This is a genomic window from Mesorhizobium sp. B263B2A (genome assembly GCF_020165775.1).
GTDB classification, from domain to species: domain Bacteria; phylum Pseudomonadota; class Alphaproteobacteria; order Rhizobiales; family Rhizobiaceae; genus Mesorhizobium; species Mesorhizobium opportunistum.
Genome location: NZ_JAIUIU010000004.1, coordinates 152,471 through 177,074, shown reverse-complemented (window position 1 = coordinate 177,074; position 24,604 = coordinate 152,471). Strand labels below are relative to the sequence as shown.

Genomic DNA, 24,604 nt, shown 5'->3' with positions numbered 1-24,604 from the left:
GGCCGATGCCGTGCCAAATTCCGCGCAATCGGGAACAGATCACGCAAAAATGAACAGCGGGTCGCACGTGGGAATTGAGCCAAAATGAAAGCTTGGGATGCGATCATCATCGGCGGCGGACACAATGGACTGGTCAACGCCTGCTATCTGCAGCGCGCCGGCCTCGACGTGCTGGTGGTCGAGAAGAACGACTGGGTCGGCGGCGCCGCCACCAGCCGCGAATTGACCCGGGGCTTCCTCTATTCCAACTGCTCCTATGTCTGCTCGCTGTTTCGTCCGGAAATCATGCGCGACCTGGAATTGCCCCGCTTCGGCCTGCAGGTCATCTCCTACGAAGGCGGCGCGGTGTTCACCCGCGACGGCGACTATCTCGCCAATTACCGCGACCACGATGCCCATCGGCGCGAATTCGCCCGCTTCTCCAGGCGCGACGCCGAAGCCTATGACCGCTACGCCCGCGATGTGACGCGGCAGTGCCGCTTCATCCAGCCGCTGTTGATGCGCACCGCGCCCGACCCGACCAGCCTCAAGCCACGCGACCTCGGCGAGCTGCTCTATCTCGGCAAGAAATTCGCCGGCCTCTCCGCCGAGGAGATGGCGCTGACGCTGCGGTTCTGGACCATGTCGATCTCGGAATTCCTCGACGAATATTTCGAGACCGATGTCATCAAGGCGAACTTCGCTTTGTCCGGTATCATCGGCACCGCGCTCGGGCCGATGTCGCCGGGCACGGCTTACGTGTTGCTGCACCACTATATGGGCGAGGTCGACGGCTCGGTCGGCGCCTGGGGCTATGCGCGCGGCGGCATGGGCGCGGTGACCAAAGCGCTGGCCGCTTCGTTCAAGGCCTCGGGCGGCACCATCCGCACCGGCGCCGAGGTCGACCATGTGCTGGTGAACCGAGGCAAGGCCAAGGGCGTGGTGCTGGCCGGCGGCGAGGAGATTTACGGCAAGCTCGTCGTCTCCAACGCCGATGTGAAGCGCACTTTCCTCAAGCTGGTCGAGGAAAAGGAGCTGCCCGACATTTTCCTGCGCCGGGTCAGGAACTTCAAGATCCGCGGCTCCTCCGGCAAGGTCAACATCGCGCTCGATTCGCTGCCGGAATTTCCGGCGCTGCCGAAGGATTCACCAATCTATCGCGGCGACATGCATTTCACCGATTCGATGGAGCGCATGGAGCGCGCCTACGACGATTGGAAGGCCGGTCGCTGGTCGGCCGACCCGTTCCTCGACATGGTGATCCCGACAACGCTCGACCCGACGATGGCGCCGCCGGGCAAGCACTTCATGAGCTGCTTCGTGCAGTATGCGCCGCCCAAGGTGAACGGCCGCGACTGGACCGACGCCGATCGCGACGGCTTCGCCGAGAGCGTGATCGCGCAGATCGCCGAGTACTCGCCGGGTTTCCGCGACCGCATCGTCCATATGGAGGTGCGCACGCCGCGCGAGATCGAGGCCGAGGTCGGCCTCACCGAAGGCAACATTTTCCAGGGCGAACTGACCTTCGACCAGCTTCTGTTCAACCGCCCGGTGCCGGGCTACGCGCAATACCGTTCGCCGCTCGGTGGCCTCTATATGTGCGGCTCCTCGACACATCCCGGCGGCGGCGTCATGGGTGCACCCGGCCGCAACGCCGCGGCAGAAATCCTGCGTGATCTCGCCAGATCCACCTCGCATATGAGCCCGGCCCATGACGTCATTTGATGCAATCATCATTGGTGGCGGCCACAACGGCCTCGTCGCCGCCGCCACGCTGGCGAAGGCCGGCCGCAAGGTGCTGGTTCTGGAAGCTGGAGCCGAAATCGGCGGCGCCGCGCGCACCGAGGAATTCGCGCCCGGCTTTCGCGTCTCGTCCGTCGCTCATCTGCTGAACCGGCTGCATCCCGATGTGGTTAAAAGGCTGGAACTGGAGAAGCACGGGCTAAAGATTGCGCGCGCCGACTTCATGCCGTCGGTTGCTCTGTCCACGGATGGTCCGCCGCTTGTCCTGCATGGCGCCTATGGCGAGGTGCTGACCGGCGCCAGTTCCTCCGAACAATCGGCCTGGAAGGAATTGCGCGCGCAGCTGCTGCGCTACGCCGGCATATTGAAACCGTTCCTCTCCCGCCGGCCGCCCGATCTTGCCGGTATGTCGCTGCTTGAGACGGCTGCCCTCGGCCAGGCCGCGCTGGCGCTGAAGAAGCTCGGCAAGGAAGACATGCGCGATTTCCTGCGCGTGCTGCTGATGAACGTCGCCGACCTGCTCGACGAACAGCTTACCGATATCAGGCTGAAAGGCCTGCTCGCCTTCGACGCGACGCTCGGCAGCCATCTCGGTCCACGCTCGCCGACTTCGCTGCTTGGCCTCTACTATCGCCTGGCCGGCGAGGCCGGCGAGGCGGCCGGTGCGCAGATGCTGCCGCAAGGCGGCATGGGTGCGGTCGTCACCGCCATTCGCGCTTCGGCGGAGAAGGCCGGCGTGACAATCCGCACATCGGTTCCGGTCGCAAAAATCATTGTCGAGAACGGCCGCGCCGTCGGTGTCGCGCTCGACAATGGCGAGGAGCTGCGCGCCAGAACAATCGTCTCCGCCATCAACCCGGCAACCACCTTCCTCGATCTTGTCGGCCCGCGCCAGCTCGACACCGGCTTCGTGCGCAAGGTGAAGAACATCCGCATGAAGGGCGATGCCGCAAAGCTCAATCTGGCGCTCGACCGGCCGCCGCAATTCGCCGGCGTCGATGCCGCCGGTCACAAGGGCCGCCTCGTCATCGCGCCCTCGTCCGACCATGTCGAGCGCGCCTTCAACCCGTCCAAATATGGCGAATTCTCGCCCGAGCCGGTGATGGAGATCACACTGCCCAGCCTTGCCGATCCATCGCTCGCGCCTGACGGAGCCTGTGTGCTGTCGGCGGTGGTGCAATACGCGCCCTACGGGTTGAAAGAGGGCTGGACTGCCGGCAAGCCGAACTTCCTCAAGGCTATCATGGCGCAGCTCGACACCTATGCCCCCGGCATCGGCAAGAGCGTTGTCCATGCCGGGCTTCTGACACCGGCCGACATCGAGGCGCGCTACCGCATGCCCGGCGGCCATTGGCACCACGGCGAACTGCAGGCCGACCAGATGCTGATCTCGCGTCCCGTCTCAGGCTGGTCGGGCTACGACACGCCCGTCGACGGACTGTTCCTGGCTGGCGCCGGCTCGCATCCAGGTGGCGGTGTTTCGGGTGCGCCGGGCCTGAACGCTGCGCGGCGTATTATTGCGATGAAGGGGTGAGCATGATTTTTCTATTCACGGAAGTCCAGCCCCACGGCGCCCCCCTCTGTCCTGCCGGACATCTCCCCCTCTTGGGGGGAGATTGGCAGTTCGCTCGGTCGGCGCTTTCCTTGCAACGTCGAGAATTGGCGAAATCGCCGACGACGACGTCCAATCTCCCCCCAAGAGGGGGAGATGTCCGGCAGGACAGAGGGGGGCGCAAAGGAACGCCGTCATGAATCATCATGTGGAAATCAACTCTGCCCGCATCGCCGCGCAATCCCATTTCCGCACGCTGCGCCTCGGCACGCCGTTCCAGCCGCGCCTCGATGCGCTGGCCAAGACCCAGGACTGGTACAATTGGGCCGGCTACCGCGCGCCGCATTCGCTGTGGGACGAGGAGCTTGAATATTTTGCCATCCGCAGCCAGGCGGCGCTGTTCGACATTTCGCCGATGACCAAATACCGGATCGAAGGGCCGGACGCCGAAGCCTTCCTCGACCGCGTCACCTTGCGCGACGTGACGAAGCTCAAGCCCGGCCGCGTCCACTATACGGCGTGGTGCGACGACGCGGGTTTCGTCCTCGATGACGGTATGCTGTTCCGGCTGTCGCCGACACGCTTCCGGCTCTGTTCGCAGGAGCGGCATCTGCCCTGGCTTCTCGACAGCGCCATTGGCTTCAGCGTCACGGTCGAGGAAGAAACCGAGGCCGTCGCCGGCCTTGCGTTGCAAGGGCCGACCTCCTTCGCCGTCCTGCGCGATGCCGGCTTCGTCGGCGTCGAGAAACTCAAGGTCTTTGACCTCACCGATTTTCCCCATGACGGCGGTGCCGTCAACATTTCGCGCACCGGCTTCACCGGTGATCTCGGCTACGAACTGTTCGTGCCGGCCGACAAGGCGCTGAGCCTCTGGGACCGGCTGATGGCGGCGGGCGAGCTGCGCGGCATCCGCGCCATCGGCTACACCGCACTCAATCGCGCGCGGCTCGAGGCCGGGCTGATCGTCGCCAATGCGGACTTCACCACAGCCGAGCACGCCATTCGCGCCGACCGCTTGCGCATGCCGGACGAGATCGGGCTCGGCTTCATGATCGATCCCGAAAAAGGCCATTTCAACGGCCGCCGCGCTATTCTCGAGGCCCGCGCCAAACGCAGGCTCCGCCATGTGCTGGTCGGACTGGAGATCGAAGGCAACGTCCCGGCCGAACACGCCATTGTCTACCACAAGAAAAGCCAGGAGGTCGGTCTGGTCAGCGCCGCCATGTGGTCGCCGATGGCCAAGCGCAACATCGCCATCGCCTCGCTGGCGCGGCCCTACGGTGATACTGTGGTGGAGGACCTCTGGGTCGAGATCTACGCCATGCGCGAGCTGCAATACCAGAAGCTGATGAAGCGGGCCAAGGTGGTGGCGCGACCCTTCATAAAACTCGATCGCCGCACCGCCAATCCGCCGGCGGATTTCTGACCATGGCCGGCAAGACAGATGAAGATGGGGAAGCCACCGAGCAGTGGGAGCTGGTCAACACGCCGCTCGGCGAGAAATGGTCGGGACGCACGCGCTATGCCGCCGCCATGTACTTCTACAAACGCGGCGAGATGAGCGCCGAGACGCTCGAAGTCTATCGCATCTGCGCAAGGCTCGATTCGGAAAACCCGCTGCCGATCATCAGGGATCGTGGCGTCGGCAAGGACTGGCTGAAGCGCATCGGCTTCGAATAGGTGGTTCAGCCTATCGTTCTTTCCAGCATGCTTAGCCAGTTGCGGTAAGCGATCTTCTCGATCAGCGCTCGTCCGAAGCCGCGCGCGGCCAGCGCATCGATCAGCTTCGGCAGGCCGGCCACATCTCCGATGACTGCCGGGATCATGGCGCCGTCGAAATCCGAGCCGAGACCGACGCCATCCTCGCCCAAGGCCTGCAGCAGGGAATCGACATGGCGCACCATGATATCGAGGCTGGTGTCGGCATTCATGCGGCCGTCCTCGCGCAGGAACCCGGTGGCAAAGTTCAGCCCGACCATGCCGCCGGACTCGCGGATCGCGCCGAGTTGCCAGTCGGTGAGGTTGCGCGAATGACCGCAGATCGCATGCACGTTGGAGTGCGTGGCAACCAGCGGTGCATCACTAAGCGCAACCACGTCGCGAAAGCCTTTCTCGTTGAGATGCGAGAGGTCGATCATGATCTTCAGCTCGTTGCAGGCCTTGACCAGCGCCTTGCCGGCATCGGTCAGCCCAGGCCCGGTGTCGGGCGAAGAGGGAAAGCGGAACGGCACGCCATGGCCAAAGGCATTCGGCCGGCTCCAGACGATGCCGAGCGAACGCAGGCCCGCGGCATGCAGCACGTCGAGCATGGTGAGTTCGGGATCGATGGCTTCGACGCCCTCGATGTGGAACACGGCCGCGGTCGTGCCTTTGGCCATGGCGTTGCGCACATCGGCGGCGCTGCGGCAGACGGCCAGCGTCCCCGCCCGTTCCAGCCGAAACAGGATCGAGGCCATAGCGATCGTCGAGTTGAGCGCATCGGTGCGCGGGACTTCGGGAGGCAAAGGCTCGCTGTCGCTCGGTGCCGAGGGTACGGCGCTGCGCCTGGCTTTCTCGACCGGCGGCGGAAAGATGGCGAACATGCCGCCGGCAAAGCCGCCGGCCTTGGCGCGCGGCAGATCGATGTGGCCGCCCGATTTCCCCTCGCTAAACAGCTTTTCGACGTCCGTGTCCTTGGACTGATACAGCCTGAGCAGCGTGTCGTTATGGCCGTCGAAGACGGGGACGAGATCGGATGCGGTCATTGGGGGATCATTCGGTTCGTTTGTCGGCGCGGGAGCGATTATCATACCCACTTAGGCACGATGTGCTACCCGCGCAAATTACAAAGCCGTGCCAGTGGCTGCGCTTTTGTCCCCGCGCAGCTGATCACCCGCCTGTACGATCCTATTGCTTCAGCACGTCGACCCATTCCTTATGCCGGCGGAACTGGGCGTTGGCGAACGGACAAAGCGGGATGATCTTCTTGCCCGCCGCACGCGCATCCTCGACGGCGCGGGTCACGAGCCGAAGCCCGGCACCCTGGCCGCGAAAGACGTCCGGCACTTCTGTGTGATCGATGATGATCTGGTGCTCGCCGATCTTGGTGAAGGTCATCTCGGCCTCGGCGCCACCGGGGCCGCGCAAGACATAGCGGCCCTTGGAGCCGCGATCCTCCAGTTCGATTTCAGGCAGTTGGTCGGGCATCTCTAGACTCCTTGCGCGGCACCGGCAAAAAAAAGCCGGGCCGCCTCGATCTCATTCGGCCGCACCTCGTGCCCGCCATCGTGCCACTCCACTGTGACATCGGCGCCGTCGGCACGCAAATAGGCTTCGAGCCGTGTCGTCAGGTTCGGCGGGCAGATCGGATCGCGCTTGCCGGCGGTCACCAAGATGTGACGGCCGGCGAGGCTGCCGTTGACCTGTGGTTCGAACGGGATCAGCGGATGCATCAGCACCGAAGCGTCGAACAGTGCCGGTGCCCCGAACACCACCGAGGCCAGGATGTTGGCGCCGTTGGAATAGCCGAGGCCAAGCACCGCCGATGGCTTCGCAGCCTCGACATGCGCCTTGACGAACCCTGCCATCTTGCCCGTCGCCCGCGCCAAATCGTCCATGTCATAGACGCCCTCACCGGTACGGCGGAAGAAGCGCGCCGCGCCTTGTTCGGACACATCGCCACGCGGCGAGATGATGGTGGCCTGAGGCGCGAGATCGCGCCCCAGTGAGACAAGCTGGCTCTCGTCGCCTCCCGTGCCATGGAAGACGAAGAGCAACGGACCGCCGGGCGAACCGGGCAGCACCTTGTGGATGTAGGCGTCCTTGCTCATGGCTTCAGCCTTCCAGTTTCTGCAGATGCTGTTCGAGATAGGGTCTGAGGTGCTGGTGCTGCGTCGGCAGCTTCAGCGCCTCACCGAGATGAGCGGTATCTTCATCCCTGTCGAAACCCGGTTCGTTGGTGGCGACTTCGAACAGCACACCGCCCGGTGTGCGGAAATAGATCGCCCAGAAATAGTCACGGTCGATCACCGGCGTCACCGCATAGCCGGTGTCGATCAGAGCCTTGCGCACTTCGAGCTGCTTGGCGCGGTTCTCGACGGCAAAGGCGACATGGTGGACGGAGCCGGCGCCGAGATCGGCGAAGGCCGCCGTCGGCAGCGATTCGATGTCGACGACATCGGCGCCGTTGCCGTTCTTCAGCGCCAGCCGCCTGACCGTGCCCGATTCTCGACTTCCTCGTAGCCCATGAACTTCAAGAGCTCCTCGGTGGCGCCGCCATCCTTCAGCCTGAGCGCAACCGAGTGAAAGCCACGGATCGCCTCGTCGGCGGGAATACCGCCCTTGGCCCAGGGCGCACGGCTGTCGGCCTTGTCCTCGACCAGCGCGAAACCGTCGCCGTCGGGGCCATCAAACCTGATCCGCTTCTCACCGAAGCTCTCCCCGCGCGAGACGCCGGTCACGCCTTCATCGGCAAAGCGCTTTTCCCAATAGGCGAGCGTGCCCTGCGGCACGGAATAAACCGTGGTGCCGACTTCGCCGACCCCGCGACGGCCCTTGCCGATGTTGGGAAACGGGAAATAAGTCATCACCGAACCGGGCGTGCCGACCTCGTCGCCATAATAGAGATGGTAGATGTCGGGCGCGTCGAAATTGACGGTTTTCTTAACCCGGCGCAGGCCGAGCTTGTGGGTGAAGAAATCGTTGTTCTGCCTTGCATCCTTGGCCATCGAGGTGACGTGATGCAGCCCCTTGATCTGGTCGAGCATTGTCTTGCTCCTTCCCTTGGTGTCTGTGCGGCCCTCGCCGCTGTCCACGCCAATATGAGGACACCACCGTTTGCGGCAAAGGCGGCAAACACAGAATGGACTGTGCTGCAAAAGTGAACAATCGAAAGCTATTTGTTCACCAATCGAGTGACAGAAGCGGTCTTGCGCCATTGCCGGAAATCGGTCCATGAGCGGCGTTCGAACAATGCAGCGAAAGGTATAACACGTGGCTGGAACAGGCAGGCGCCCCAACGTTCTCCTGATTACCTGCGACCAGTGGCGCGGCGATAGCCTCTCGGCCGCCGGCCATCCCGTGGTGAAGACGCCGAATGCCGATGCGCTGGCCGCCGAAGGCGTGCTGTTCAAGCGCCACTATGGCGGCGCCGCACCTTGCTCGCCGGCTCGCGCCTGCCTCTACACCGGCCTCTACCAGATGAACAATCGCGTCTGCCGCAACGGCACGCCACTCGACGCTCGCCACGGCAACATTGCGCTGCATGCGCGCAGTCTGGGCTACGACCCGACGCTGTTCGGCTACACCGATGTGTCGCTCGATCCGCGCTTGCTGGCGCCAGGCGACCCAAGGCTGCAAAGCTACGAAGGCGTGCTGCCGGGTTTCACGGTGCGCCAGCTGCTGCCCGAGCATCAGAAGCAATGGCTTTCCTGGCTGAAGCAGCAAGGCATCGATGTCAGCGCCGGATCGCCCGGCATCCATCGTCCCCTGGAAGATCATGCCGACGCAGTGACAGAGGCGCCGCCAGCCTATTCGAAAGACCATACGCCGACGGCTTTCCTTGCCGGTGAGTTCATCCGCTGGCTGGGCGAGCAGGAGCAGGCCACGCCCTGGTTCGCGCATCTCTCCTTCATCAGCCCGCACCCACCCTTCATCGTGCCGGAGCCCTACAACACGCTGTACGATCCGGCCGACGGCCCGGTCTTTCACCGCGCGGAAAGCTGGCGCGCCGAAGCGCAGAGCCATCCCTATCTCGCCTATGATCTTGGCCGGCAGAAACGCGCGAAGTTCCGATCCGGCGCTGTGGGCAAAGTGCACGACTGGAGCGAGGATGATTTCCGCCAGATCCGCGCGATCTATTACGGCATGATCGCGGAGATGGACGCGCAACTCGGCCGCATCTGGCAAGCAGTCAAGGCCGCGGGTGCGTGGAACGACACCCTCATCGTGCTGACGTCGGACCACGCCGAGATGATGGGCGACCATTTCATGCTGGGCAAGGGCGGCTACTTCGACGGCAGCTACCACATCCCGCTGGTCATTCGCGATCCGCGACATCGCAAAGCCGCCGGCAGCACGGTCGATCGCTTCACCGAAGCGGTCGACATCTTACCCACGCTTATGGATCTGCTTGGTGGGGCCCCCGAGCCGCATCTCGACGGATGCTCGCTGAAACCGTTCCTGAGCGGCGGAACGCCCGCTGTCTGGCGCGACGCCGCTCATTGGGAGTTCGATTTCCGCTCGATCGCGGACGGCGAGGCCGAGCGGCATTTCGGCATTGCCTCGCGCCAGTGCAATTTGGCCGTCATCCGCACCAAAAAATTCAAATACGTACATTTCGGCGGCGGCTTGCCACCCTTGCTTTTCGACGTCGAGGCAGACCCTGGCGAACTGACCAACCTCGCCACCAGCCCTGCGCATCTGTCCACCCGTCTGGAATTCGCCGAGCGGCTTCTCGCCTGGCGTGCCGAACATCTCGACCAGTCACTGGCGCTGGCGGAACTGACGGACAATGGTGTGGCTGGGTATGTAGGCAGTAGGCAGTAGGCAGTAGGCAGTAGGCAGTAGGCAGTAGGCAGTAGGCAGTAGAGCATCCGCGGCGGCCTGATGTTGGCCAGCTCTATTCTTCCCTATTCCCTACTGCCTACTGCCTATCCCTATTCCCTTACCTCACAATCATCCGCTGCTGGTCCCGCTTCTCGGCATAGCTGCCCTTGTCATAGGCGGTCTGGGCCTGGAGCTGTTCCTTGGTGAAGGTCGTGTACAGGTACTTCTTGCCGTTCTTGTCGGTCATGAACTTCAAATTATCCATGCCGACAGCCACTTCCTTCGAGCCTATGCCGAGGAAGCCGCCGACGTCGACGATCACGGCGTCGGGCTTGTTGTCGGGCGTCAGCACGACATCGCCGATCTCGCCGACCTTGGCATCATTGGCGCCATAGACGGTCGTGCCTTTCAGGTCCTCGCCACGGATTTCGCCAATCGGCATTTCCGTCAGCGCCGACTTGTCGATGGCCGCGGTCTGCGTCTGGTCGGGAGCCGAGGCATCTGGGGATGCCGGCGCCTGCGCCGTCTTGTTTGCCGGAGCGGCGGGGGCCGTCGTGCCGGAGGGCGCGGCGGCCGGAGTGGTTGCCGCCGGTGCATTGGACGCCGTCGTTGCCGGCACCGGATCATAGGCCTTGCGGTTGAAATCCGGTTGCGCCTGCAGCTCTTCCTTGGTGGTCTGCGCCACCAGCCAGCGGTCGCCGTTCTTCTCGGCCCACTGTGCCTTGTTGAAGTCATAGGTCACGTTCTTGGCCCCGAGGCCAAGGAACCCGCCCACGCCGATCACCAGTGACTGGGCCTTGCCCTCCTTGCTCAGCACGATGTCGTTGACGCTGCCGATGTTCTGCGCGTCGTCGCCGGTGCCGTTGTAGACGGTCTCACCGATGATGTTGGTGGCAAGATTGCCATCGGCGCGCTTTACCGGCTCGGCCGGTGCGGCGGCAGGTGCCTGTGCCGTATCCGTTGCCGCGGGTGCTGCCGCGTTGGAAGCCGCAGGCGCTGACGCGGGTTCATAAGGCTTGCTGTCGAATTCAGGTTGGGCCTTCAACTCGTCCTTGGTTGTCTTGGCAATCAGCCACCGGTCGCCATTCTTCTCGGCCCATTGCAGCTTGTCGTAGTCGAAGGCGACATCCTTCGTTCCGACACCGAGAAAGCCGCCGACGCCGATGACGACGGATTTCGTCATGCCATCCTTGTCGAAGACGACATCGGTGACCTTGCCGATATTTTCGGCGTCGTCACCGGGGCCGTTATAGACGGATTCGCCGATGATGTTGGTGACGATGCTACCTTCGGCGTGTATCGCCGAACCAGCGGCGGGCTGCTGGACGGAAGGTGTGGCCGGTCCCGGGCTTGCCTCGGTCTGCGCAAAGGCGCCGGTCGCGACCAGGGCTGCGAGTGCGGTCGAAGCTAAAAGGGTGCGGATCATGATCATCTCTCCTGCGTGCCTGAGTTGCGTGCACGCCGCGCCCGGTTTTGACCGTCGCCGGTGAGATCGAGCGCGGCATTTCTACAAGTTCACAACGTCGTGACCATGCTGTTGTTCCGACAAAAAGCCGCGTGGCATTGGTGATGAAAACCTGAAGCGAAATGCGGGGCAGGCCCACTGGATGCAACCGCGGATCCCGGTGCCGCCGGAACCTTTTCCGCTTCGCTGCGTTTCAGCCTTCGGCTGGGCGCATGCCGGCCGGACTGTGTCTTAGGCAGCGGAGCGGGGCATGAAATTTGCGGCGGTGCTGAACCGGGACGGTGGCACCATGCGCACCACCGACCTCGCGGCTTTTTCCGACAGGATGCGTCGGACCCTGGAAAGTGCTGGCCATTCTCTCAGCATCGATGTCGTTGCCGGCAAGGACGTGGTCGAAACCCTCGACAGCGTCGCTTCGCGCCGTGCCGTCGATGTCGTGCTGGCCGGTGGCGGCGACGGAACCATTTCCGCCGCGGCCGCCAGGCTGATGGGCAAGAACAAAGCGCTTGCCATATTGCCGGCTGGCACCATGAACCTGTTCGCACGCGGCCTGGGCATTCCACAGTCGCTCGATGCCGCGCTGAAATCCTTCGCTGACGGCGAAATCATCGCCGTCGACATGGCCACGGCCAACGGCCAGCCCTTCATCCATCAGTTCTCCATCGGCATGCATGCGAGGATGGTTCAGTTGCGCCAAAGGATGGAATTCGGTTCGCGCCTGGGAAAGATCGGGGCTTCGGCGAAGGCGGCGTGGGCGACGATCAAGAATCCGCCGGCGATGAACGTCACGTTAAATATCGGCGAAACCGAGATCGCGGCGCGCATCACCGGCATCGGTATTACCAACAATTTGTTTGGCGAAGGCCACCTGCCCTATGCCGACAACCCTGCTGGCGGCGTGCTCGGTATCTACGTCACGGTGGCGCAGCAGCGTGCAGAACTGGTCAAATTCTTCTTCGACGTGGCGCGTGGCAAATGGCGCGACAACGAGCATGTCGAAATCCACCAAGCCGACCGGGCGGTTCTGAAAATCCACTCGGGCAGTAAGAAGTTCCACGCTGTGATGGATGGCGAACTGGTCAGGCTCGACCGCGACACGACGCTCGAAATCCGGCCTGGCGCGCTCAATGTCCTGGTGCCGGCCAGCATTGCCGAGGCAAAGGCCGCCTGATGCGATCTCGGACGATGACGGTCAAGGCTCTAGTTGCTCGGCGCGCTTCCTTGCTCTGTCGCCGGCGTCTTGGCGACCTCGCCATAGATTTCGGCGATGCCCCAGGCCGCGAAGGCGAGAAGCAGCGCGGCGATCAGGATACGCAAGCCATGCCTGCCCCATCGCCCCTGACGCGCTTTGTTTTCGGGAATGATCTTGATCATGGCCGGTCCTTGTTTCGTTCCGCGCCTGTTGACGTTCTCGGTAACGGTTCCTTGCTAGGATGGTTCCGAGACGAGCCGATCGGCCGCAGGCCGGCGAAGCGGCAAAGACCGGGGCTGGGCTTTGGGGACTTGGGTGGATAGCAAGGTGGAAACAGTGCCGGTTCTGCCGGCCGCGGTTGCGCGCGCGGTGAGGGAGGAAAGCCGTCTGGCCGTGCTGCACGGGCTGGAGATGCTGGATACGGCCGCGGACCTGGACTTCGACCGCATCAGCAGCCTTGCTGCGACCGTCATGCGAGCGCCGATCGCCCTGGTCACACTCGTCGATATCGAGCGGCAATGGTTCAAGTCCTGCTTTGGCCTGGACGAGACCGAAACGACGACCGACATCTCCTTCTGCGCCCACGCCATCGCCGCCGGCGACGAACCCATGGTGGTGACGGACGCAACGACGGATCCACGCTTCAAAACCAACCCGCTGGTCACGGGCAAGCACCATGTGCGCTTCTATGCCGGCGCGCCGATGCTGGTGGCCGGCGCAAGGATCGGCACGCTATGCGTCCTCGACCGCAAGCCGCACGCCTATCCGTCCCCTGCCACGCTCGACCAGTTGAAGACGCTCGCCGGCCTCGCCGCCAGCCTGTTCACCCTGAAGGACGCAACCCGCAGCGGCGCTATCGCCGAGGCCGCACTGGCGCGCGAGGAAAAACGCCGCGCCATCGCGCTCGATGCCGCCTCGCTTGCCAGTTGGGCATGGGACATCCGCACCGATATCATCGAATGCGATGTCCGGCTGTCGGAACTTTTCAACCTGCCGCGCTCGACCCGGCTGCGGGCCCGCGATATCCTCACCGCCATCGATCCCCGCGACGTCTACCAGACCGAGACCCGCTTTCGCGACGCCTTGACCGGCAGTGACGACTACTTCGGCGAATATCGCGTGAAGGGCTTCCATCCGCCGCGTTGGGTCGCGACGCGTGGCCGTGTCATCGAACGCGACGGCGAGGGCAAGCCGACGCTGATCTTCGGCGTCAACTACGACATCTCCGAACGCAAGCTCGGCGACGAACGGCAGCGGCTGTTGCTGCGCGAACTTAACCATCGCGTCAAGAACACGCTGGCGACCGTCCAGGCGCTGGCGACGCAGACCGTGCGTCATGCCCGCCAGCCGAGCGAATTCCTGGAGGCCTTCGGTGCCCGGCTTCAGGCCCTGGGCATCGCGCACAATCTCTTGTCCGACCGAGAGTGGCGCGGCATCGGCATCCGCGAACTCGTCCAGATCGAGACCGGACCCTTTGACACAGCCGGCCAGGCGCGCATGACGATTTCCGGCGCCGACCTGCTGCTGTCGCCCGATCAGGCCGTCGGTCTCGGCCTTATCCTGCACGAATTGGCCAGCAACGCATTGCAATATGGATCGCTGTCGGTTGCGTCGGGCAAGGTCGATCTCGGTTGGAAGGCGCAAGGCAGGAAGAGCGACCGTCGCCTGGTACTGACCTGGCGCGAAACCGGCGGCCCGCAGGTTGCTCCGCCCCAGCGCCATGGATTTGGCTCGATCCTCATCCGGCGCAGCCTAGCCAAGGTCCTTTCAAGCGAAGTGACCCATGAATTCCGTCAGGAGGGCGTATTCGCCGAAATATCGATGCCCCTGGAAGACCTGTCGAAATGACGGACCCATCCGGGCCGAAGCGGCGACGTTATTTCCCCTCGCCGGCATCATCCGGATGGTCAGCGCCGGGTTTGGAGTTCTCGCGGTAAATGGCATAGGCCGCGAGCGCCACGGCCGGGCCCAGAATGATCCCGAGGCCGCCTTTCCCCTTGAGTCCCCCTGTCCCCTTGAGCAACGTCGGCAGCAGGGCCAGTGCGGCCGTGACGCCGATCGCCTTCATGTCGGTTTTGCGCCGCTTTGCCTCGCGGCGAGCGCGAGCGCCGGACATCAACCGATGGATCAGGAGAACGAGGCCCGCGACCACCAGAAAGCCGACACCGAAACCGAGCGCCGCCGCCAGCGATCCATAGCGGGCGGCCGCCCAGATATAGGCGGCCCCCACCAGAAAGCCGAGACCGCACAATGCCGCCAGAGCGGCGAGCGCATAGACGATGGCCGCCGTGCGCGCGCGGCGCACGGCGGCCAAAGTTTCACCCGAGGCGAAACCCGAAAGCAGCGATGCCAGCAGTCCCATCTGCGGCGTGACTAGCGACGCGCGAGCAGCGCGAAGAGGAAGCCGACACCGGCGGCGATTGCCAGTGACGTCACAGGCTTTTCGCGTACGCTCGCCACCATCTGCGCCTCGATATCCCTGGCGTTGCCGCGCAGGCTATCGAAAGCCGCTTCACCCTGGGCCCGCAACTGCTCGACACCTTCGGCCGCCGCACGACGCGCGGTGCCGTAGCCGTGTTCACCGGTCTTGGCCAACTGTTTGGTAAGCTTGTCGATATCGGCCTTCAACTGCCTGATATCGGCCTCGAGGTCCGAATTCGCCCGCGCCTCGTTGGCGGTCTTTCCTGCGGCAGCTGCCATTGCTTAACTCCTTGTGATTGCTCGATTTCAAACGCGCCGTGCGGCTTAACGTTCCGGCATCGGTCCAAACTACCTGGAAAGCTGCCCGCGCGCACCCGATCTGGCAAGATGCATTGCGTCAGAACTCGGCGGCCCTCCCGAGCTGCTTTAGCGCCTCGCAACCGCCGTCGCGCCAGACGACCAGCTTGCGATCCATCAGCTGAAAAGCGCCCATTCTGGCTTGGCATTTCGACCCCCCTCCTCGAGCGCCCGCCGGGCGGCAGGCAAGATTTGAAACGCTTTGCCGGGATCGAAGTTCCGACGAGCGGCGGGATGTCTCTGTTAGACGAGCGGCGGCATGTCTTTTTTAAATGACAACGGCCCAAATAACCATCATGACTCCCACCGTTTCAAGGAGCCATTGCCCGTGCCCCCGTTACTTGATGGATTGCGCATTCTTGTCTTGGAGGACGAGTTCCTCATAGCCATGGATGTCGAGCAGCTTTGCCGTGACCACGGTGCAGGCGAGGTGGTGATTGCCCGCGACCTGACCGAGGTCGATGGCCGAAAGGTCGCAACGCAATTCGACGCGGCCATCGTCGATCTGATGCTGGGCGGCACTTCGACGCTCGAATTCGCCGCGGGCCTGCGTGAAACAGGCGTCCCCTTCGTGTTTGCCTCCGGCTATTCGGATGCGGACGAGATCAAGGCAACGTTTCCAGGGGTGAGGCTGGTCACCAAACCCTATTCAGGCGAAGATCTGGTCGAAGCGGTGGCGCTGGCCTACGGACGTGCCTCGCCTGATTGAGACCGACGCGGCAGCATCCGGGTTCCTGCTACTAGGCATGCTTCAATGTGCTGCCGTCCCTGTGACCTGGGTCGAGATCGCATCGGGACCATATTCGTCTTCACCGGAGATCTTCAGGATTTCCTGCAGGCGCGTGCGGGCCCTGCTGACCCGGCTCTTGATCGTTCCGACCGCGCAACCGCAGATTTCGGCGGCCTCCTCGTAGGAGAAGCCCGAAGCACCGATGAGGATGATGGCCTCACGCTGGTCTTCCGGCAATTGCTCGAGAGCGCCACGAAAATCCTTGAGGTCCAGTTGGCCGTGCTGGGCCGGATGCACCGCAAGCCTGGCCGTCATGATGCCGTCGCTGTCCTGCACCTCGCGGCCGCGCTTGCGCATTTGCGAATAGAATTCATTGCGCAGGATGGTGAAAAGCCATGCCTTGAGATTGGTGCCGGGCTGGAAGCTCTCATGCTTGTCCCACGCCTTGACCAGCGTCTCCTGAACGAGGTCGTCGGCCTTGTCGGCATTCTGCGTCAACGACACGGCAAAGGCCCGCAAGCTTGGGATCGCCCCAAGCAAATCGGTCTTGAAGCCCTGGGAGACCGCTGCCATGCCTCAGTCCTTCTTCTGCGCGGGTTCGGTCCGTTCCAGTTGCCTGAGCAACTGGGCAAAGCGATCCGGCACATCGTCGGAGACCAGCTCGTCGTAATACTGCTTGAGTTTGCGTCCGATTTCGGAGTTCGGCCCGAGCGGGTCGCCCGAACCGTTCCGGCGCCTGCCCGCGGCGCCAGTCAAAATTTCTTTGGTCATATCCTTCATTTCGCCCTTATATTCCCAGCACGAAAGCCGCTTGAATTCAACTCGACACAAGGCAAGCGGCATCCTCGTCTGGTCGCCCATCCCAACCCCCAACGCCGTTCGCGCCCATTCGTTCCATTTGCGTCGGAACTTTTTCGGAGGGCCCGCGTTATGTTAACTGGGCTTGCAATCAGCTTGACCTGCAAATCCAGGCAATCGCGTCATTCTGAGGGAGACGTCCTACCATGAGTTTATCCGCCACCATCGCCCCGCACCTGCCGTTCCTGCGCCGCTTCTCGCGCGCCGTTTCCGGATCCCAGGAGAGCGGAGATGCGCTGGTCGCCGCGATGCTCGAGGCCATCATTGCCGATGTCGATATCTTTCCCGAAGCATCGAGCGACCGTATCGCCCTCTACAAGGTTTTCGCCAAACTGTTCACGTCGGTCGCCATCCGTGTTCCGCAGGAGCAGGCACAATCGGCATGGGAGCAGCGCGCAGCCGCCAATCTCAATGCGATCGCTCCGCTTCCCCGGCAGGCCTTCCTGCTGGTCGCCGTCGAAGGCTTCAGCGAGGACGAGGCGGCCGAGATCCTCGACGTCGGCGACCAGGAATTCTCCGAGCTGCTTGCCCAGGCGAGCAATGAGATCTCTCGCCAGGTGGCAACCGATGTGCTGATCATCGAGGACGAACCGTTGATCGCCATGGACATAGAGGAGATGGTCGAGAGCCTCGGCCATCGCGTCGTGGGAACGGCGCGCACCCATGCCGAAGCGGTGACGATGTTCGGCAAGACACGGCCGAAGATGGTGCTGGCCGACATTCAGCTCGCCGACGGCAGTTCGGGTATCGAAGCGGTCAACGAGATCCTGTCATCAACGTCGGTGCCGGTCATCTTCATCACTGCCTTTCCCGAGCGCCTCCTGACCGGCGAGCGCCCCGAGCCAGCTTTCCTGGTGACCAAACCGTTCAACCCCGACATGGTCAAGGCGCTGATCAGCCAGGCGCTGTTCTTCGACCGTCAGGCCAAGGCCGCCGCATAGGCCCGGCCGTCTGGCCGCAATATCCGACCGATAGCAGGACTTCACGGCAAGGGCCGCCAGATGCGACGCATCTGGCGGCCCTTTTGCAAAGCCGGGGTTCCCTCATCAGCGATTTCCCCCGAACCGTTTGCAAGCGTCGTCTTTTTCAGCAAATGGTGGAACAAACCGCAACCACCCACGTTTTGCTCGCACCATTCGGAAGGAGATGAACCATGCTTTACTGGGCGCTCGTATTTCTCGTCGTGGCCATCATAGCCGGCGCGCTTGGTTTCGGCGGCATCGCCGGCACGTCTGCTGGCATAGCGCAGATATTGTTCTTCGTCTTTCTCGCCTTCCTGATCATCTCGCTTCTTGCCGGTTTGTTCAGGCGAGCATGAGGCGACCTTCATTCAGGCGAACACTGGAAGCCGCACCCCTCAAACGGTTTCCAGCCACCGCCGGGCGGTGTCCCTCAAACGGACGCCGTCCGGCGGACCGCTATTTGGAAGCTGGTTTTTCCTTGGGAACCCATTTGCCAGGGAACCGTTCAGCCTAGCAGGGGTGGACAGATTGACCGATGCGCTCCAAGACTTCAGATAGGACGGAAGGCGCGGGGAGTGACGAAGTCATCGCGCTGCATCCGGCGGAAAGCGGCATGCAGCTTGGCCGGGCGCTTCTCCACGCGCTGCACAATGCCGGCATTTCCGTCCTCTATCAGGATCGCGAGATGAAGACCGTATGGGCCCGCAACATGCGTGCGCCCTGGGTCTCCGATAACGCCGACGGCAATGGCATCTTGCCGACAGCGCAGGCCGACCGCATCCGCGCCGCAAAGGGCGATGTGGTCGCGACCGGCAATCCGGAGCGGCTTGAGATCAGTGTTCCGGGCGAAGATGGCATCCGCTGGTTCCAGGTTTGGGTCGATGCCGACCATGGCGACGGCGGCGATGTGCAAGGCGTGGTCACCACAATGGTCGAGACGACCGAGCAGAAGCGCCGCGAACAGACATTGACGACGCTGTTGCGCGAAGTCAGCCACCGCTCGAAGAACCTGCTGGCGATCATCCAGAGCATAGCGACCCAGACCGGCCGCTATTCCGACAGCATCAGCGATTTCCTGACCCGTTTTCGTGGCCGACTGCAGTCGCTGGCGTCCTCCCAAGACCTGGTGACTTCTTCCAACTGGCGCGGCGCGGCCCTCCATGAACTGGTGGCCAGCCAGGTCGGCCGCTATGGCACGAGCACATCGCACAGCCTTCGCTTCCGAGGCGCCAATCCCTACCTCAATCCCAACGCCGCACTGCATATTGGCCTCGCGATGCATGAACTCGCCGTCAACTCGGTCAGCTATGGCGCCCTGTCCCGGCCGGATGGTTTCGTCGAGGTGAGCGCCGATCTCAACACCGCAGCCGCCGGTGAGGTCGTCCTGTCGCTGACATGGGCCGAAGCCATCGGAACCAATGGCGGCCGAGGCAGTCAAAAGCGTTTCGGCAGCGTCGCGCTGGAGCGGGTGGTGCCCACGTCCCTGAATGGAACCGCGAACCTCGATATCGTGGATGGCCACCTCGAATACCGCCTTGTCGTTCCGCATAGCAATTTCGAGACATAATGAGCGCGGTGGCCGGGAGCGCGCGGCGGCCGGAGATCCTTAACCGGCTGTTCACCATTAACCGGCTGTTCACCATAAGGGCGGATGCTGTTTTACCCAGATACTGCTGCAACTTGCTTGGGTTGCAACAAGGTATTGGGAGGAATGCTTGACCGTCTCCGACATGAACAGACTGGAACAGGCCGCCCGTGTTTCGATGGGCGAATTCCAGGATCCCGAAGCATCCGCGGAACCGCTTTCCCCGCCTCATCACGGTCTGCTTTGGGGTGTGGTCCTGGCCGCGGCCGCGACAATTCTCCTGGTCACCGTGTTCAGGCTGACCTGACTGCGATCCGTCCTGCCCCGCCGGCAACGGGGACGTGATGTTAGCTGCTCGCGACAGCCATTATTCGCTAGCCACCCCCAGGAACCAGGAACTTTTGGCCGATCTGGACCGTTATTATGGCGAGAGGGTTCGCCATGGAACACATCGCTGCACTGTTGCTGGTCATCGGTTGCACCAACTCGATGGCCGATTGTCATGAGCTGCAGGTTCCGGTCAGCGTCTTTGCGACCGCCGACGAATGCACCGCCGAGCGTCCCTTCGCCGTGGGCGATGTGCGGGGGCAGGCGCAACATGTCGTCGCCAAGTGCCTCGCCGTCGATCCCGCTCTCGAGGATGACTATGATCGGATCGTCTGGAATGTGCATACCGATGGCAGTCTCGACGCCTCGCTGGCGATATCCAGCCTCGTCGTGGCATCGAACGCGGCGCGCCCAGAAAAAGGCGACCTTAGCCAACAATAAATTGGAGCAGCAAAGCCCGTTGTTTCATGCTAAATGGCTGCTGGTGCTTACCAAAGTGTGGACACAAAGTGAGGAGTGACTCAATGCGGAAGATGATTATTGCCATGGTTGCGGTGGCTGCTCTAAGCGGCTGCACCTCCACCGAGCAGGACGTGGTTGGCGGCGGCTTGATCGGCGCCGGCATCGGCGGCTTGGTCGGCGGTGGCAAGGGCGCGCTGATTGGTGCGGCCGTCGGCGCCGGTTCCGGTCTGCTGGTGCGCAAGCTGCAGAACGGCTACTGCCAGTATCGCGACCGCCATGGCCGCATCTACACGGCACGCTGCAACTAATCCGCGATAATGGAATGCAAATCCGGAGGCCGTGTCCGGCCTCCGGATTTTTTTTATGACCGGCAATCTGTGGCTGTCCCTGCTGACAGGCTGAACCTCAGCCGACCAACGGAATTCTGATCTCCACCTTCAGACCATCGGCCTGAAAATCGCGTTTGATCGTGCCACGCAGTTCGCGCGTGACGTTGAGGTCGATCAGCTTGGTGCCGAATCCGGTTTCGGACGGCGCCTCGACTTTCTTTTTCCCGGCCTCCCGCCAGTTCAGCGCCAGCGTCCGCTCGCGCCCACGCCCTTCCAGCGACCAGTCCACCTTGAGCGCCCAGTCACTCCCAAGCGAATTGGCGGAATTGCCGGCTTCGCCATATTTCAGCGCGTTGGTCGCCAGTTCATGGAAGGTCAGGCCAAGCGACTGCGTCGTCGTCTCGTCGAGCAGTACCTCCGGCCCTGACAGCAGCCCCTCGGGCAGTTCCTTGCCGAACACCTGGCCAAGCTCGATGCGCAGCAGATCGGCGAGATCCGCCTTCTGCCAGCGCGAGCGCGTCAGCATGTCCTGGGAAGCCGCCATCGCCTGCAGCCTGGCCGAGAAGGATGCGGAAAACTCGTTGACGTCGGTCGCCCGCGACGCCGTCTGTCGCGCGATCGCCAGCACCCTGGTGATCGAATTCTTGATGCGATGCTTCATCTCCTGCAGCATCAGGTCCTTTTCGAGCAGGCTCTTTTCGGTCGTCTCGTGCAGACGTGATGCCGCCTCGTAAGCCCGTTCCTGATAGCGCGCCACCAGCGCGATGGCGCCCGCCGCGAGCAGGCCGAACAGCCCCAGCATCACCGGGATGGCGCGCGACGACGGTTGCGAAAAGGCGCTGGTCGGCCTGAACAATATGGTCCACGGACGGCCTGCCACCATGATCTTGCGGGTGACCAGTAGCCCATCGCCAAACGACGAAGCCGGTGGCGTCTCCGACCGAAACAACAGATTGTCGCCGTTCGCCGCGCCGTCATAGATCTCGGTGTTGACCGGCAGCAGCGGCGTGCGGCTGAGCGCGATCTGGAACAGGTCGCGGGCCCGGAAGGACGCGTAGAGAAAGCCCGCGGTCGAGGATCGCGATGCGTTGATGACCTCGGGCGCGGTTTCGACGTTGAGCCGCACGAAGACCAGGAAGCCGGTGAAGGTCTGCGCAGCGCCGGTGCCTTGGCCGAGTTGCACCAGCCCGCTCGCGTGCTGCTGGTCGTCCGCCATTGCCTTTTCGATCGCCGCGCGCCGAACCGGCTCGCTGAACATATCGTAGCCGATGCTCGCCTGGTTGGACGGATCCAGCGGCTCGAACAGAGTGATAGGCGCGCGCCAGGGCTGCGTCGTATCCGGATAGACCGGATGGCTGGCACCGAAATCGTGGAGGATATCGCGTTCGACCGCCGCCTCGTCGCCCGTCTTGACGAGTTGGAGGAACCCGATCCCGCGCAGGCCGGCGAAATTGTCCTTGATATCCAGCGCGTTGAAGAATGCCTTGAACTCATTCTGCGATATGTCGCCGTTACGGGCGTCGAACAGAGCCTGCGTGGAGCGCAGCAGCGACAGATGCAGGTCGATACGGCTCTCGATTCGGTTGAGCGCATCGTCGGCCGCCCCTTCGAACTTGATGCGGGCGGCTTCCTGCGTCGCGAAATAGGCGAACCCCGCCATGGTCATGCTGATCAGCGCGACGGCGACGAACGCGACGATTGGAAAAAGTTTCTTCAATGGTGATGCGATCCATGAGCGATATCGGACCTTTATGGGCAAGTCGCCGGGTCAACACAATGGCAAGGCCAAGCCATCGTGATCGCTGGTACATCACGTGAACGGCAACCGGCCGTGCCCGATCGGCCGATGCCGGACCGACAAAACGCCTCAGGCGGCGATCTTCAGCGCGCCCGGCCCCGGAATGGCTCCCGGAGGACATTTACCCAGGATGATCATGCCGAGCACCTCGTCCTGCGTCACGTCGGTGGTGCGCGCGGTGCCGACGACCTGGCCGTTCTTCATCACGCAGACCCGGTCGGCCAGTTCGAACACATCATGGATGTCGTGGCTGATCAGGAAGATGCCGATGCCATCCGACTTGAGCTGCCTCACCAGTTCGCCGACCTGTGCCGTTTCCTGTGGACCGAGTGCGGCGGTCGGCTCGTCCATGATCAGAATGCGGGCGTTGAACAGGATCGCGCGCGCGATCGCCACCGACTGCCGCTGTCCGCCAGACAGCTTGATCACCGGCTCCTTGAAGCGCTGGAAGCGGGGATTGAGCCGCCCCATCACCTTGCGCGCCTCGGCCTCCATGGCGACGTCGTCGAGCGTGCCCCAGGCGGTCATCAGCTCGCGGCCGAGGAAGAGGTTGGCGGCGGCGTCGACATTGTCGGCCAGCGCCAGCGTCTGGTAGATCGTCTCGATGCCGTATTTCTTGGCGTCGCGCGGGTTGGAGATCGCCGCTTCCTCGCCATTGACGAAGATCTGGCCGGCATCGCGCTTGTAGGCGCCGGACAGGATCTTGATCAGCGTCGACTTGCCCGCGCCATTGTGGCCGAGCAGCGCCACGACCTCGCCGGGGAAAAGATCGATCGAGGCGTCGTCGACGGCACGGATGCCGCCAAAGGCGATCGAGATGTTGCGCATGTCGACCAGCGACGTGCCGGCGGGAGCAGATGCGGGAGCGGTGTTGTCGGCCATGATGGTTCTCCTTCCCTAGACCCGCTTGCGGTAGACGGTATCGAGCCAGACCGCGACGACGAGCACGGCGCCGACGACGATGCTCTGCAGCGGTGAGTCGATACCGAGCAGCACCATGCCGGACTGCAACGACTGCATCAGCAGCGCGCCAAGCATGGCGCCGAGCACCGTTCCGGAGCCGCCGGCAAGCGAAGTGCCGCCGATAACGGCGGCGGCAATCACCAAAAGCTCGTCCAGCGTGCCCAGCGCATTGGTCGACGCGTTAAGACGGGCCGACGAGATCGCAGCGCTGATCGCGGCCAGCACGCCCATGATCATGAACACCTTCATCGTCACCCAGCGGGTGTTGATGCCGGCGAGATTGGCAGCCTCCGGATTGCCGCCGATGGCAAAGACGTAGCGGCCGAAACGGGTGCGCTTGGTGATGAACGTCATGACGATGCCGACCGCGACCGCCATCAGCACCGGTATGGCGATGCCGTGGGCGATGAACAGTCCATTTTCGGGAATGGCGATGCCGTTCTGCTGAGCGTACTGGCGTACGATGCCGATTGGCCACGGATAGGAATTGGCGATCCACACCGCGCCAAGGATGGCAGCGCAGGCGACTACGCCGAGAAAGGTTTCCGCCCAGACCGGACGCAGCGGAAAGTTGAACCGTTTGCGCTGCGATCGACCGTTGAGCAGCGCGAAAGCGACAGCCGCGCAAGCAACGGCGCCTATGATCCAGCTGGCGGTGGCGCCGATCGAGCCCCTCGGTCCGCCCCCCATCAGCTGGAATGTGGCGTCGAGCGGCGCGACCGTGCGCCCGTTGGTGATGAGCCATGCCATGCCGCGCCAGACCAGCAGGCCGCCCAATGTCACGATAAAGGCGGGAACTTCGAGGTAGGCGATGATGAAGCCCTGGAACGCACCGATCAGGAGACCGAGCACCACACCGGCGGCCAGTGCAATGATCCAGAGCCAGGGGTTTCCAAGCTGGAAGCCGATGACGCGAATGAGGAATTCGGCTTGCGCCACGCCCATGATCATGCCGATCACACCTTCGACGGAGCCAACCGAAAGGTCGATGTTACGCATGACGATGACCAGCACCATGCCGGTCGCCATGATCGCGACCGAGGACGTCTGCACCGACAGGTTCCAGAGATTGCGCGGCGTCAGGAAAAGTCCGCCCGACAGGATGTGAATGCCGATCCAGATGACCAGCAGCGCACCGACCATGCCAAGCATGCGTGTGTCGAGTTCGGTTGCCTTCAGAAACCGGGCGACCGCGCCAAGTTCCGATGCCCGCGCGGTGTCGGCCGGTGCATTTGAGGTCGTGTCGGTCATGAAATCCTCCCGCCGGCTTGCCGTCTGACGCGGATGCCGGAATAGAGCCTGGAAGTTACCCGCCCGCGGCGGAAACACAAATCTTCCTGAAAAAACGCCGCGGCC

26 protein-coding genes and 1 pseudogene are annotated in these 24,604 nt (G+C 63.1%); 14 read left to right on the top strand and 13 right to left on the bottom strand.

All coding sequences use genetic code 11. From position 1 onward, the window contains the following. Window positions 1–84: 84 nt before the first annotated feature. The 4 genes from LB568_RS10115 (at window position 85) to LB568_RS10100 (ending at window position 4,954) form a co-directional block, all read left to right on the top strand. Complete coding sequence (locus LB568_RS10115) at window positions 85–1,704, top strand: phytoene desaturase family protein (RefSeq protein ID WP_224730008.1); 1,620 nt, start codon at window positions 85–87, stop codon at window positions 1,702–1,704. Then, on the top strand, window positions 1,691–3,256 hold the full coding sequence (locus tag LB568_RS10110; RefSeq protein WP_224730007.1) for a phytoene desaturase family protein: 1,566 nt from the start codon (window positions 1,691–1,693) through the stop codon (window positions 3,254–3,256). The genes LB568_RS10115 and LB568_RS10110 overlap by 14 nt, the downstream gene beginning before the upstream one ends. 214 nt (window positions 3,257–3,470) lie before the next feature. Further along, entirely contained in the window at window positions 3,471–4,700 is a 1,230-nt protein-coding gene (locus LB568_RS10105; protein WP_224730006.1) for an aminomethyltransferase family protein, read from the top strand. A 2-nt stretch (window positions 4,701–4,702) separates the two neighbouring features. Then, window positions 4,703–4,954 carry a hypothetical protein gene (locus tag LB568_RS10100; RefSeq protein ID WP_224730005.1) on the top strand — a complete coding sequence of 84 codons (252 nt, stop codon included), beginning with the start codon at window positions 4,703–4,705 and terminating at the stop codon, window positions 4,952–4,954. Window positions 4,955–4,959: 5 nt separating this feature from the next. Here LB568_RS10100 and LB568_RS10095 read toward each other — a convergent pair whose 3' ends face one another. The 4 genes and pseudogenes from LB568_RS10095 to LB568_RS10080 all read right to left on the bottom strand — a co-directional run bounded on the left by LB568_RS10095 (window position 4,960) and on the right by LB568_RS10080 (window position 8,019). Next, window positions 4,960–6,018 carry a dipeptidase gene (locus LB568_RS10095; RefSeq protein WP_224730004.1) on the bottom strand — a complete coding sequence of 353 codons (1,059 nt, stop codon included), beginning with the start codon at window positions 6,016–6,018 and terminating at the stop codon, window positions 4,960–4,962. A 142-nt stretch (window positions 6,019–6,160) separates the two neighbouring features. Continuing rightward, complete coding sequence (locus LB568_RS10090; protein WP_140573295.1) at window positions 6,161–6,460, bottom strand: GNAT family N-acetyltransferase; 300 nt, start codon at window positions 6,458–6,460, stop codon at window positions 6,161–6,163. 2 nt (window positions 6,461–6,462) lie between these two features. Next, window positions 6,463–7,083 (bottom strand): alpha/beta hydrolase, encoded by a 621-nt coding sequence (locus LB568_RS10085; RefSeq protein WP_140573296.1) that lies wholly within the window; start codon window positions 7,081–7,083, stop codon window positions 6,463–6,465. A gap of 4 nt (window positions 7,084–7,087) precedes the next feature. Beyond that, window positions 7,088–8,019: pseudogene (locus LB568_RS10080) on the bottom strand (VOC family protein). Window positions 8,020–8,245: 226 nt separating this feature from the next. On the opposite strand from LB568_RS10080, the gene LB568_RS10075 reads away from it, so the two are divergent. Beyond that, the gene (locus tag LB568_RS10075; RefSeq protein ID WP_224730003.1) at window positions 8,246–9,799 is read left to right on the top strand and encodes an alkaline phosphatase family protein; all 1,554 of its coding nucleotides are present in this window, start codon (window positions 8,246–8,248) and stop codon (window positions 9,797–9,799) included. Between the two features lie 118 nt (window positions 9,800–9,917). Here the strand turns inward: LB568_RS10075 and LB568_RS10070 are convergent, their stop codons facing one another. Continuing rightward, window positions 9,918–11,225 (bottom strand): PRC-barrel domain-containing protein, encoded by a 1,308-nt coding sequence (locus tag LB568_RS10070; protein ID WP_013892675.1) that lies wholly within the window; start codon window positions 11,223–11,225, stop codon window positions 9,918–9,920. A gap of 289 nt (window positions 11,226–11,514) precedes the next feature. Between LB568_RS10070 and LB568_RS10065 the strand changes: the two genes are divergently transcribed. Further along, window positions 11,515–12,435, top strand: coding sequence for a diacylglycerol/lipid kinase family protein (locus LB568_RS10065; RefSeq protein ID WP_013892674.1), 921 nt, complete (start codon window positions 11,515–11,517; stop codon window positions 12,433–12,435). Between the two features lie 29 nt (window positions 12,436–12,464). On the opposite strand, the gene LB568_RS10060 is transcribed toward LB568_RS10065, so the two are convergent. After that, window positions 12,465–12,638: a hypothetical protein gene (locus LB568_RS10060; protein ID WP_013892673.1), complete on the bottom strand. Its 174-nt coding sequence runs from the start codon at window positions 12,636–12,638 to the stop codon at window positions 12,465–12,467. A gap of 133 nt (window positions 12,639–12,771) precedes the next feature. Between LB568_RS10060 and LB568_RS10055 the strand changes: the two genes are divergently transcribed. Further along, complete coding sequence (locus LB568_RS10055) at window positions 12,772–14,304, top strand: sensor histidine kinase (protein ID WP_140573300.1); 1,533 nt, start codon at window positions 12,772–12,774, stop codon at window positions 14,302–14,304. 28 nt (window positions 14,305–14,332) lie between these two features. Here LB568_RS10055 and LB568_RS10050 read toward each other — a convergent pair whose 3' ends face one another. Then, complete coding sequence (locus tag LB568_RS10050) at window positions 14,333–14,818, bottom strand: hypothetical protein (protein ID WP_013892671.1); 486 nt, start codon at window positions 14,816–14,818, stop codon at window positions 14,333–14,335. An 11-nt stretch (window positions 14,819–14,829) separates the two neighbouring features. Next, the gene (locus LB568_RS10045) at window positions 14,830–15,156 is read right to left on the bottom strand and encodes a DUF883 family protein (protein ID WP_140573302.1); all 327 of its coding nucleotides are present in this window, start codon (window positions 15,154–15,156) and stop codon (window positions 14,830–14,832) included. A 337-nt stretch (window positions 15,157–15,493) separates the two neighbouring features. On the opposite strand from LB568_RS10045, the gene LB568_RS10040 reads away from it, so the two are divergent. Continuing rightward, complete coding sequence (locus tag LB568_RS10040; RefSeq protein WP_013892669.1) at window positions 15,494–15,943, top strand: response regulator; 450 nt, start codon at window positions 15,494–15,496, stop codon at window positions 15,941–15,943. A 42-nt stretch (window positions 15,944–15,985) separates the two neighbouring features. On the opposite strand, the gene LB568_RS10035 is transcribed toward LB568_RS10040, so the two are convergent. Together LB568_RS10035 and LB568_RS10030 are read right to left on the bottom strand one after the other, a co-directional pair. Further along, a complete protein-coding gene (locus LB568_RS10035) occupies window positions 15,986–16,537 on the bottom strand; it encodes a sigma-70 family RNA polymerase sigma factor (protein WP_013892668.1) in 552 nt (183 codons plus the stop codon). 3 nt (window positions 16,538–16,540) lie between these two features. After that, on the bottom strand, window positions 16,541–16,744 hold the full coding sequence (locus LB568_RS10030) for a NepR family anti-sigma factor (RefSeq protein ID WP_013892667.1): 204 nt from the start codon (window positions 16,742–16,744) through the stop codon (window positions 16,541–16,543). 224 nt (window positions 16,745–16,968) lie between these two features. Here LB568_RS10030 and LB568_RS10025 point away from each other — a divergent pair, with 224 nt between their 5' ends. The 6 genes from LB568_RS10025 to LB568_RS10000 all read left to right on the top strand — a co-directional run bounded on the left by LB568_RS10025 (window position 16,969) and on the right by LB568_RS10000 (window position 20,466). Next, entirely contained in the window at window positions 16,969–17,763 is a 795-nt protein-coding gene (locus LB568_RS10025; RefSeq protein ID WP_013892666.1) for a response regulator, read from the top strand. A 212-nt stretch (window positions 17,764–17,975) separates the two neighbouring features. Further along, window positions 17,976–18,140 (top strand): DUF1328 domain-containing protein, encoded by a 165-nt coding sequence (locus tag LB568_RS10020; RefSeq protein WP_013892665.1) that lies wholly within the window; start codon window positions 17,976–17,978, stop codon window positions 18,138–18,140. A gap of 179 nt (window positions 18,141–18,319) precedes the next feature. Next, window positions 18,320–19,351, top strand: a complete 1,032-nt coding sequence (locus tag LB568_RS10015; protein WP_224730002.1) for a sensor histidine kinase — start codon at window positions 18,320–18,322, stop codon at window positions 19,349–19,351. A gap of 148 nt (window positions 19,352–19,499) precedes the next feature. Beyond that, window positions 19,500–19,676 (top strand): hypothetical protein, encoded by a 177-nt coding sequence (locus LB568_RS10010; protein ID WP_013892663.1) that lies wholly within the window; start codon window positions 19,500–19,502, stop codon window positions 19,674–19,676. A gap of 134 nt (window positions 19,677–19,810) precedes the next feature. Next, window positions 19,811–20,137 carry a hypothetical protein gene (locus tag LB568_RS10005; RefSeq protein ID WP_023776880.1) on the top strand — a complete coding sequence of 109 codons (327 nt, stop codon included), beginning with the start codon at window positions 19,811–19,813 and terminating at the stop codon, window positions 20,135–20,137. Between the two features lie 83 nt (window positions 20,138–20,220). After that, on the top strand, window positions 20,221–20,466 hold the full coding sequence (locus LB568_RS10000; RefSeq protein ID WP_023763747.1) for a YMGG-like glycine zipper-containing protein: 246 nt from the start codon (window positions 20,221–20,223) through the stop codon (window positions 20,464–20,466). 97 nt (window positions 20,467–20,563) lie between these two features. Here the strand turns inward: LB568_RS10000 and LB568_RS09995 are convergent, their stop codons facing one another. The 3 genes from LB568_RS09995 to LB568_RS09985 form a co-directional block, all read right to left on the bottom strand. After that, the gene (locus LB568_RS09995; protein WP_224730001.1) at window positions 20,564–22,204 is read right to left on the bottom strand and encodes a CHASE domain-containing protein; all 1,641 of its coding nucleotides are present in this window, start codon (window positions 22,202–22,204) and stop codon (window positions 20,564–20,566) included. Window positions 22,205–22,354: 150 nt separating this feature from the next. Continuing rightward, the gene (locus LB568_RS09990) at window positions 22,355–23,167 is read right to left on the bottom strand and encodes an ATP-binding cassette domain-containing protein (protein ID WP_013892659.1); all 813 of its coding nucleotides are present in this window, start codon (window positions 23,165–23,167) and stop codon (window positions 22,355–22,357) included. Window positions 23,168–23,182: 15 nt separating this feature from the next. Continuing rightward, window positions 23,183–24,499, bottom strand: a complete 1,317-nt coding sequence (locus tag LB568_RS09985) for a sugar ABC transporter permease (RefSeq protein WP_013892658.1) — start codon at window positions 24,497–24,499, stop codon at window positions 23,183–23,185. Window positions 24,500–24,604: the final 105 nt, after the last annotated feature.

What these genes read in the sequence shown, in the direction of transcription:
- LB568_RS10115 (WP_224730008.1), top strand. Translation starts at nt 85, where the DNA reads ATGAAAGCTTGGGATGCGATCATCATCGGCGGCGGACACAATGGACTG.
- LB568_RS10110 (WP_224730007.1), top strand. Translation starts at nt 1,691, where the DNA reads ATGACGTCATTTGATGCAATCATCATTGGTGGCGGCCACAACGGCCTC.
- LB568_RS10105 (WP_224730006.1), top strand. Translation starts at nt 3,471, where the DNA reads ATGAATCATCATGTGGAAATCAACTCTGCCCGCATCGCCGCGCAATCC.
- LB568_RS10100 (WP_224730005.1), top strand. Translation starts at nt 4,703, where the DNA reads ATGGCCGGCAAGACAGATGAAGATGGGGAAGCCACCGAGCAGTGGGAG.
- LB568_RS10095 (WP_224730004.1), bottom strand. Translation starts at nt 6,018, where the DNA reads ATGACCGCATCCGATCTCGTCCCCGTCTTCGACGGCCATAACGACACG.
- LB568_RS10090 (WP_140573295.1), bottom strand. Translation starts at nt 6,460, where the DNA reads ATGCCCGACCAACTGCCTGAAATCGAACTGGAGGATCGCGGCTCCAAG.
- LB568_RS10085 (WP_140573296.1), bottom strand. Translation starts at nt 7,083, where the DNA reads ATGAGCAAGGACGCCTACATCCACAAGGTGCTGCCCGGTTCGCCCGGC.
- LB568_RS10070 (WP_013892675.1), bottom strand. Translation starts at nt 11,225, where the DNA reads ATGATCCGCACCCTTTTAGCTTCGACCGCACTCGCAGCCCTGGTCGCG.
- LB568_RS10065 (WP_013892674.1), top strand. Translation starts at nt 11,515, where the DNA reads ATGAAATTTGCGGCGGTGCTGAACCGGGACGGTGGCACCATGCGCACC.
- LB568_RS10060 (WP_013892673.1), bottom strand. Translation starts at nt 12,638, where the DNA reads ATGATCAAGATCATTCCCGAAAACAAAGCGCGTCAGGGGCGATGGGGC.
- LB568_RS10050 (WP_013892671.1), bottom strand. Translation starts at nt 14,818, where the DNA reads ATGGGACTGCTGGCATCGCTGCTTTCGGGTTTCGCCTCGGGTGAAACT.
- LB568_RS10045 (WP_140573302.1), bottom strand. Translation starts at nt 15,156, where the DNA reads ATGGCAGCTGCCGCAGGAAAGACCGCCAACGAGGCGCGGGCGAATTCG.
- LB568_RS10040 (WP_013892669.1), top strand. Translation starts at nt 15,494, where the DNA reads ATGTCTTTTTTAAATGACAACGGCCCAAATAACCATCATGACTCCCAC.
- LB568_RS10035 (WP_013892668.1), bottom strand. Translation starts at nt 16,537, where the DNA reads ATGGCAGCGGTCTCCCAGGGCTTCAAGACCGATTTGCTTGGGGCGATC.
- LB568_RS10030 (WP_013892667.1), bottom strand. Translation starts at nt 16,744, where the DNA reads ATGAAGGATATGACCAAAGAAATTTTGACTGGCGCCGCGGGCAGGCGC.
- LB568_RS10025 (WP_013892666.1), top strand. Translation starts at nt 16,969, where the DNA reads ATGAGTTTATCCGCCACCATCGCCCCGCACCTGCCGTTCCTGCGCCGC.
- LB568_RS10020 (WP_013892665.1), top strand. Translation starts at nt 17,976, where the DNA reads ATGCTTTACTGGGCGCTCGTATTTCTCGTCGTGGCCATCATAGCCGGC.
- LB568_RS10015 (WP_224730002.1), top strand. Translation starts at nt 18,320, where the DNA reads ATGCGCTCCAAGACTTCAGATAGGACGGAAGGCGCGGGGAGTGACGAA.
- LB568_RS10005 (WP_023776880.1), top strand. Translation starts at nt 19,811, where the DNA reads ATGGAACACATCGCTGCACTGTTGCTGGTCATCGGTTGCACCAACTCG.
- LB568_RS10000 (WP_023763747.1), top strand. Translation starts at nt 20,221, where the DNA reads ATGCGGAAGATGATTATTGCCATGGTTGCGGTGGCTGCTCTAAGCGGC.
- LB568_RS09990 (WP_013892659.1), bottom strand. Translation starts at nt 23,167, where the DNA reads ATGGCCGACAACACCGCTCCCGCATCTGCTCCCGCCGGCACGTCGCTG.
- LB568_RS09985 (WP_013892658.1), bottom strand. Translation starts at nt 24,499, where the DNA reads ATGACCGACACGACCTCAAATGCACCGGCCGACACCGCGCGGGCATCG.